9 protein-coding genes are annotated in these 7,830 nt (G+C 41.1%); 1 reads left to right on the top strand and 8 read right to left on the bottom strand.

Going from position 1 to position 7,830, the window contains the following annotated elements; translation table 11 throughout:
• Positions 1-44 precede the first annotated feature (44 nt).
• A complete protein-coding gene (gene dsbA, locus HMPREF0027_RS02705; RefSeq protein ID WP_005622051.1) occupies positions 45-683 on the bottom strand; it encodes a thiol:disulfide interchange protein DsbA in 639 nt (212 codons plus the stop codon).
• 40 nt (positions 684-723) lie between these two features.
• Complete coding sequence (locus tag HMPREF0027_RS02700) at positions 724-993, bottom strand: YihD family protein (RefSeq protein ID WP_044024234.1); 270 nt, start codon at positions 991-993, stop codon at positions 724-726.
• Between the two features lie 85 nt (positions 994-1,078).
• On the opposite strand from HMPREF0027_RS02700, the gene mobA reads away from it, so the two are divergent.
• Positions 1,079-2,170, top strand: a complete 1,092-nt coding sequence (gene mobA / locus HMPREF0027_RS02695) for a molybdenum cofactor guanylyltransferase MobA (protein WP_005622048.1) — start codon at positions 1,079-1,081, stop codon at positions 2,168-2,170.
• Between the two features lie 42 nt (positions 2,171-2,212).
• On the opposite strand, the gene accC is transcribed toward mobA, so the two are convergent.
• The 6 genes from accC to HMPREF0027_RS02665 form a co-directional block, all read right to left on the bottom strand.
• Positions 2,213-3,556 (bottom strand): acetyl-CoA carboxylase biotin carboxylase subunit, encoded by a 1,344-nt coding sequence (gene accC, locus HMPREF0027_RS02690; protein WP_005622045.1) that lies wholly within the window; start codon positions 3,554-3,556, stop codon positions 2,213-2,215.
• Between the two features lie 155 nt (positions 3,557-3,711).
• The gene (accB, locus tag HMPREF0027_RS02685; protein WP_005622043.1) at positions 3,712-4,179 is read right to left on the bottom strand and encodes an acetyl-CoA carboxylase biotin carboxyl carrier protein; all 468 of its coding nucleotides are present in this window, start codon (positions 4,177-4,179) and stop codon (positions 3,712-3,714) included.
• A 172-nt stretch (positions 4,180-4,351) separates the two neighbouring features.
• Positions 4,352-5,140 carry a glycosyltransferase family 32 protein gene (locus HMPREF0027_RS02680; protein ID WP_005622042.1) on the bottom strand — a complete coding sequence of 263 codons (789 nt, stop codon included), beginning with the start codon at positions 5,138-5,140 and terminating at the stop codon, positions 4,352-4,354.
• Positions 5,133-5,597, bottom strand: a complete 465-nt coding sequence (gene aroQ / locus HMPREF0027_RS02675) for a type II 3-dehydroquinate dehydratase (protein ID WP_005622041.1) — start codon at positions 5,595-5,597, stop codon at positions 5,133-5,135. The genes HMPREF0027_RS02680 and aroQ overlap by 8 nt, the downstream gene beginning before the upstream one ends.
• A 64-nt stretch (positions 5,598-5,661) precedes the next feature.
• Complete coding sequence (dapD, locus tag HMPREF0027_RS02670; protein ID WP_005602738.1) at positions 5,662-6,486, bottom strand: 2,3,4,5-tetrahydropyridine-2,6-dicarboxylate N-succinyltransferase; 825 nt, start codon at positions 6,484-6,486, stop codon at positions 5,662-5,664.
• A gap of 198 nt (positions 6,487-6,684) precedes the next feature.
• Positions 6,685-7,722 carry an LLM class flavin-dependent oxidoreductase gene (locus HMPREF0027_RS02665; protein ID WP_044024233.1) on the bottom strand — a complete coding sequence of 346 codons (1,038 nt, stop codon included), beginning with the start codon at positions 7,720-7,722 and terminating at the stop codon, positions 6,685-6,687.
• Between the last annotated feature and the right edge of the window lie 108 nt (positions 7,723-7,830).

The raw sequence follows: 7,830 nt of genomic DNA, 5'->3' as shown, positions 1-7,830 counted from the left end.
TCAGATCATTTTGTAACTGAGCCTTTTTTGTAACTGATTCGTTATTATTTTTTCAGTAAGAATGTTACTGCATCTACATAACGCTTAATAAATTCATTGGTTGATTGTGAATCCGCAAAACCTTCCATATTCAGTTGGTATTGACCGTTCACGAAAAATGCCGGTACACCACGAATTTTAAAATCTTCCGCTAATTGCACTTGTTTATTTACTAAACCGTTTACCGCAAAACTGTTGATGCCATTATCAAAATCCACTTCGCTAACGCCGTTTGCAGTAAATATCGCTTTGATATCATCCATTGATTTGAATGCATCTTTTTGTGCTGCTTCGAATAATGCGGTTTTCACTTTATCTTCCACACCTAATGCCATTGCTAATGCCCATGCACGAGTTAAATTCTCAGATTGGCGACCTAAGAAGTTCACGTGGTACTGAACTAATTTTGCATCTTGCGGAAGTGCCTGTTTAATTTGGTTTGGGATTTTATAAGTTAATTCAAAATCATAGCAATGTGGACAGTAGAATGAGAAAAACTCTACGACTTCTTTTTGTGCCGAAGGTGCTTGGCGCACTTGTGTATACTCTTTACCTTCTGCCGGAGCTGCCGCTAACGCTGTTGAGTTTACGGTAAAAAGTGCGGAAAGTGCTACTAATGCTGATTTTAATGCAAATTTTTTCATTATGTTTCCTCAAATAAATAGATTAGCCTATTGGACTATCTTAGTCGTTTAAAATTCCACGGGCACGTAATAATGCCGTTTTGAAATCTTCTTCATAATCTTTTTTAATGCCGGGAATCGGCTCGCGTTTATCTGCATTACGCATTTTTAATTGATAAATTAAAACCTCATCACGTAATGCGGCATAGTTATCTGGTTCACCGACTTCAACTGAAAGTTGTTGTAAAATATCCATCAGATGTAAATCCGAGTTTTTACGCCAATGTTCACCTAATAACTCAAGTAATTCCTCTAAACGTTTGCATTTCATACTTTGCTTCCTTAAAAATCCTTGTCGAAAAGTTTTCGGAATCATATACTTTTAGCTATACTTTTGCAAAAAACTTGGACATAAAATGTTACAAATAGATCAAATCTCTGCGGTCATTTTATCCGGTGGGCTTGCTCGCCGTATGAGTGGAGCAGAAAAAGGCTTGCAGATATTGAACGGTAAAACACTAATAGCGCATATTGTGGAACGTCTTACGCTGCAGATTGCTCAGATTCATTTGAATATTAATCGTGCACAAGCAGAATATCAAACACATTTCCCACAATTGCCTTTTTATTGCGATAGCTTGAGCGATTTCCAAGGACCTTTGAGCGGAATGCTATCCGGCTTTGAAAACATTGCCAGCGAATATCTGTTATTCGTCCCATGTGATACGCCATTCTTACCAACTAATTTAGTGAAAAGACTCTCGGTTGCATTAGCGATCAATCAAGCGCAAATCGCTTATGTGCATGACGGTGAGCGAGCGCATCCTACTATTGCCTTGATTCATCGTTCGGTAGCTGAATCGCTCCGTCACTATCTGGCAAGCGGTGAGCGTCGCCTATTCCAATTTTTCCAAACACAAAAAAGTGTTGCGGTAGATTTCTCCGAGCAAAAAGCTGCTTTTCAAAATATGAATACCTTTGCCGATTTGGAAAATTTTAGTTTAACAGCTACGAACACACCAAAATTATTGGGCATTACCGGTTATAGTGGCACTGGCAAAACTACCTTATTGGAAAAATTAATTCCCAAATTGACCGCTTGTCAGATTAGAATCGGATTGATTAAACATTCTCATCACAATGTCGAAGTAGATAAGCCGGGTAAAGATAGTCATCGCTTACGTGTAGCCGGTGCAAACCCGACTATGATTGTATGTGAAGAGCGCTGGGCATTAATGACTGAAACACCGAGACAAGCGGTCGATTTTCAGCAATTAATTGCAAAATTTGATCCTGAAACTGTAGATTTGATTTTGGTGGAAGGTTTCAAACACGAGCCGATTGCCAAGATTCAGTTGCATCGTCAAGCAATTGAAAAACCGTTACCGGAGCTAGATCAATGGACAATTGCGACAGCGACCGATTACCCGCTCACACGAGAGAATCGCTTAGATATTAATGATGTTGAGCAGATTGCGGATCTCATTCAGCAATGGCTTAAAAGCTAAAAGAAAGCGGTAAGATTTACTGAAAATCTTACCGCTTGTTGCTTATTTAAGACCGAGCTTTTTCTCGAGGTAGTGGATATTAGTACCACCTTTACGGAAGTTTTCGTCTTCCATAATCAGATTGTGTAATGGAATATTGGTTTTAATTCCTTCTACAATCGTTTCTGATAACGCATTTTGCATACGACGGATTGCAATATCACGATCTTCTGCAAAAGTAATCAATTTACCGATCATTGAATCATAATGCGGTGGTACGGTATAACCGGTATAAATGTGAGAATCCCAACGTACGCCTAAACCGCCCGGCACGTGTAAACGTGTGATTTTACCCGGAGAAGGTAAGAAGGTATTCGGATCTTCCGCATTGATACGGCATTCGATCGCATGACCTTTCACTTTAATGTCTTCTTGTTTAATTGAAATCGGAAGACCTGCTGCTACACGTAATTGCTCTTTTACTAAGTCCATGCCGGTGATCATTTCTGTTACCGGATGTTCTACTTGTAAACGGGTATTCATTTCGATGAAATAGAATTCACCGTTTTCGAATAAGAATTCAAATGTACCCGCACCACGATAGCCGATTTCACGACACGCATTCGCACAACGTTCACCGATGAATTTACGTAATTCAGGGGTAATACCCGGTGCCGGTGCTTCTTCTACCACTTTTTGGTGGCGACGTTGCATTGAACAGTCACGTTCCGCTAAATAAACCGCATTACCGTGTGTATCCGCTAAAACTTGGATTTCAATATGGCGTGGATTTTCTAAATATTTTTCCATGTACACCATATTGTTATTAAATGCCGCTTTCGCTTCCGCTTTGGTCATTGCGATAGATTCTTCGAGATCTTTCTCGTTGTATACCACACGCATACCACGACCGCCGCCGCCGCCAGACGCCTTAATAATAACCGGATAACCGATACGTTTTGCAATTTCTTTGTTTTTTACCGGATCGTTACCCACTGGGCCATCAGAACCCGGTACACAAGGAACGCCCGCTTTTTTCATTGCATTGATTGCCGATACTTTATCACCCATTAAACGAATCACATCAGCAGTCGGGCCGATAAAGGTAAAGCCTGAGTTTTCCACTTGCTCTGCAAAATCCGCATTTTCAGATAAGAAACCGTAGCCAGGGTGGATTGCGTCTGCGTTAGTCACTTCTGCAGCGGCAATGATCATTGGAATATTTAAGTAACTTTTTACTGAAGGTGCTGGACCGATACAAATTGTTTCATCCGCTAAAAGCACGTGTTTTAATTCACGGTCAGCCGTTGAGTGAACCGCAACCGTTTTGATACCAAGCTCTTTACACGCACGCAAAATACGTAATGCGATTTCACCACGGTTTGCAATGACAACTTTTTCTAACATTGGAGTTTTCCCCTTTTACCAAGGAAGAGAACGGAACACTCAGAAGAAGCTGTAAGCGGTCAATTTTACTGATTTTTTTGCAAAATTTGAGAGAAAATAGACCGCTTGTCAGCTTGCAGAATTCCGTGTATTCCGTTATTTCCGTGGTGAATAAATTATTCGATGATGATAAGTTTTTGGTCGAATTCAACCGCTTCGCCGTCGTTTACTAAAATCGCTTTAACCACACCGGCTTTGTCTGATTCGATACGGTTCATCATTTTCATTGCTTCAACGATACATAATGCATCACCAACGTTTACTGTTTGACCTACTTCAATAAATGGTTTTGCATCTGGGCTTGGGCTACGGTAGAACGTACCTACCATTGGAGAAAGCACTGCGTGACCGCTTACTTCTGCTGATGCAGCCGGCGCTGCAGCTGCAGGTGCCGCTTGTGCAACAGGAGCCGCCGCAGGTGCAACTGCCGCAGCTTGAGGCGCTGCTACGTATTGGACTGCTGCTGATGCGGCCGGTTGAGCACGGCTAATACGTACTGTACCTTCTTCTTCAGACACTTCTAATTCAGTGATGCCTGATTCTTCAACTAATTCGATAAGTTTTTTGATTTTGCGAATATCCATAGTGAGATTCCGTTTTTTATAGTCAATTAAAAAGAGAAACTCTGCACAATACTGTGCAGAGCAAAAATCTTGTCTAGATTACCTGAATTTCGCCAATTTTGCGAATAAAATCTCGTAAAATTGGCGATATTCACGCAATTTTATAACTCATCGTAGCAGTTACAAAGCGAACTTATTTTAATAAATCTTCGTTCTTTTTGTAGTTCCATTTACTACGAGGTTTGTCAATATACTGAAAATACTCGTTGGTGAAAGTACCTTGTGCGCAAGTCACTTTGTCTCGGCGAGTATTGACTTGTTTGCTACCAATTGCGGCATTCAGTGTATCCGGCCCCGTCATCACGAAGACACCACCTTCAATTCGACGATTTTCAATATTGCTGACAATAATTTCAAGCGTATCTTTTAAGATAGGATGACCTTTCTCGCAAACTAAAAAGAAATTGGTATATTTGTCACGACGTTTAATTAAGACTTCCTGATCGTTTTCCTGAATGATTTGTGAGATCGGGAAAACTAAGTGTCCATCAATATCAATATAAATTCCGCCTTCTTGGTGTAAAGTAAACACACGCCAAAAGTCCGCTTGTGCCGCACCGTCAGTTAATTTGCTGTAGGCATTAAAGATACGTTCATCGGCATGGGTTTTAATATAGCTTTCTCGTTCTTCGGTACTGACATAACGATAATCGTAACTTAGCGACATTAAGCGGTTAAACAGATAATTCGCATATACCGGTAACGTTACTTTGTTTGAATAATTGGTTTGCCAGATAGCTTTAGTGATTCGGGTAGTTTGCTTCGACTTAATTTTTGCCGGACTATATTCCGGAATCGTAAAACGAAGCTTAGGAAACACTGCGTGGAACGGGTAGCTTAGTACCTTCACCACATTCCCGAATAAACGTTCTAAACCGTTACAGACGACAATAAGCGATTCATATTTCACTGGATTAGCCATTCATTACCTCTTCTAATTGGATTTCGTTTAATTCTGATATTGCGAAGTCTAGCGCATAATCATACCCTTTTGCACCTAAACCGCAAATCACGCCTTTTGCTATATCACTTAGATAAGAATGATGGCGAAAAGGTTCACGGGCATGCACATTTGAAAGATGGACTTCGATAAACGGAATAGATACCGCCAATAATGCATCACGAATTGCAACGCTGGTATGGGTAAAGGCACCGGGGTTGATGATAATAAAATCGGTATTTTGGAATGCTTGATGAATACGATTAATTAGCGGCTCTTCTCCATTTGCTTGAAAGTAATCCAATTCGTAGCTTTGCGCCTGTGCTGATTGTTGTAAGTGTTGTTCAATATCTGCGAGGGTTTGCGAGCCGTAAATATGTGGTTCGCGTTTGCCTAACATATTTAAATTAGGACCGTTTAAGAGAAGAATTTTTTTCATATCGATTCCTTACAAGCGGTAAAAAAATCCCCCTCTTTTGCAAAGAGGGGGCGGGAGGATTTAATTACTCTTCGATGGTACGAAGTAATTCGTTAATGCCCACTTTACCTAAAGTTTTCGCATCAACTTTTTTCACGATAACCGCACAGTATAAGCTGTATTTACCGCATTTTGACGGAAGGCTACCGGATACAACCACAGAACCTGCCGGTACACGACCGTAGTGGATTTCGCCGGTTTCACGGTCATAAATACGGGTTGATTGGCCGATAAATACGCCCATTGAAATCACACAACCGTCTTCTACGATTACACCTTCAACCACTTCTGAACGTGCTCCGATAAAGCAGTTATCACCGATAATAGTTGGGTTTGCTTGTAATGGTTCTAATACGCCACCGATACCTACGCCACCAGATAAGTGAACGTTTTTACCAATTTGTGCGCATGAGCCTACGGTTGCCCAAGTGTCAACCATTGTGCCTTCTCCTACGTATGCACCGATATTTACATAAGACGGCATTAATACGCAGTTTTTAGAAATATATGCACCTTTACGTACTGTTGCAGACGGCACTACACGGAAACCTTCTTGTGCAAAACGTTCTTCCGTGTAATCTGCAAATTTTAAACCTACTTTATCGTAGTATTTGGTTTCTGCACCATCAATGATTTGGTTGTCATTGATACGGAATGAAAGTAAAACCGCTTTTTTTAACCACTGATGAGTTACCCACTCACCGTCAATTTTTTCCGCTACACGATATTTACCGCTATCTAAACCTTCGATAACTTCTTCGATTGCAGCACGAGTTTCTGCATCAACTGTTTTTGGTGTGATTTCAGCACGACGCTCAAATGCCGCTTCAATAATTGCTTGTAAAGACATTGTTGTGTTCCTTTAATGTGAATGGGAATGTGAGAGAAAATTTGTCGCAATTTTTAACATAAATAGCCATTTTTTGCTACTAGAAAAAAGACAATCGGTTAGATTGACAAAACTTTTTGCAAAATTTTGCACAAATCTAACCGCTTATTCTCTCTTAGAGGGGGCTTTACTTTTAGGTCAGTAAATTGATTAGTTAGACTAGAACTGATCGACAATCTCTTTTAACAAGCGGTAAGATTTCGCTTGTTTTTGTTCATCGTAGATATAAGTCACCGCCATAATTTCATCAATTTCCACGCGTTTAGCTAATTGGGTTAATTGAGCCTTGACTGTTGCTGGTGAGCCGACTAGAGTGCAAGCGGTCATTTGTTCTACCACCGCTTTTTCTTGGTGGTAAATTTGCATTTCACGTAAATCGACCGGTCCGAAGTGCAGCTCGTTTTCCGTGCGGTTAAAGTTTTGCCACACTTTCGCATCATTTGCCATTGGCGGTTGTAAATTCTGTTGTGCGTTGGTCACGACATTGATAAAGAATTGGGTTTGGGTGGTCACCAAACTTTGTGCTTCCGCATCGCTGTCCGCCACAATCGCATTCACGCCCATAATCACATAAGGTTTCGCCAAATAGTCGGACGGTTTGAAATAACGACAATAAATTTCGACCGCTTCCATCATCATTTGTGGAGCGAAATGTGCGGCAAATGCATAAGGTAAGCCTAATTCTGCGGCTAAATACGCACTTTCGGTGCTGGAGCCTAAAATATAGAATGGGATATCTAAACCAGCAGCAGGGTAAGCGGAAACCGGATTGGTATTTTGGAAATAACCACGCAGTTCTGCAATTTCATCTGGAAATTCGAGATGTTTTGCTCCTCGGCGTAATGCATTAGCGGTACGCATATCGGTGCCGGGCGCTCTGCCTAAGCCAAGTTGAACACGATTCGGATAAAGGGTCGCAAGCGTACCGTATTGTTCTGCCACAATATAAGGGCTGTGGTTCGGTAACATCACCCCGCCTGAACCAACCGCAATTTTGTTAGTATTGGCTAACGTGTGTTGAATCAGCAGAGTGGTCGCCGAGCTGGCTAAGTTTTTCATATTATGGTGTTCGGCAATCCAATAGCGAGCTAAATCCAGTTCTTCCGCCAGTTGTGCCAGTTTTACCATAGATTGCATTGCTTGAGCGTAGTCTTGTCCTTCACGCACCGGGACGAGATTTAAAATAGAAAGTTGCATAGTGTGATACATCCGAGTGTGATAAATAAGAAAAAGCGGTGTGAAAATGATCTGACCCCAAAAAGTTAGACTGTTTAATTTAAGGACTGAGTTCTGTATTGTACAGAG

Source organism: Actinobacillus ureae ATCC 25976, assembly GCF_000188255.1.
Taxonomy (GTDB): Bacteria; Pseudomonadota; Gammaproteobacteria; order Enterobacterales; family Pasteurellaceae; genus Actinobacillus; species Actinobacillus ureae.
The sequence above is the reverse complement of the archived record's forward strand: the minus strand, read 5'-3'. Positions and strand labels throughout refer to the sequence as shown.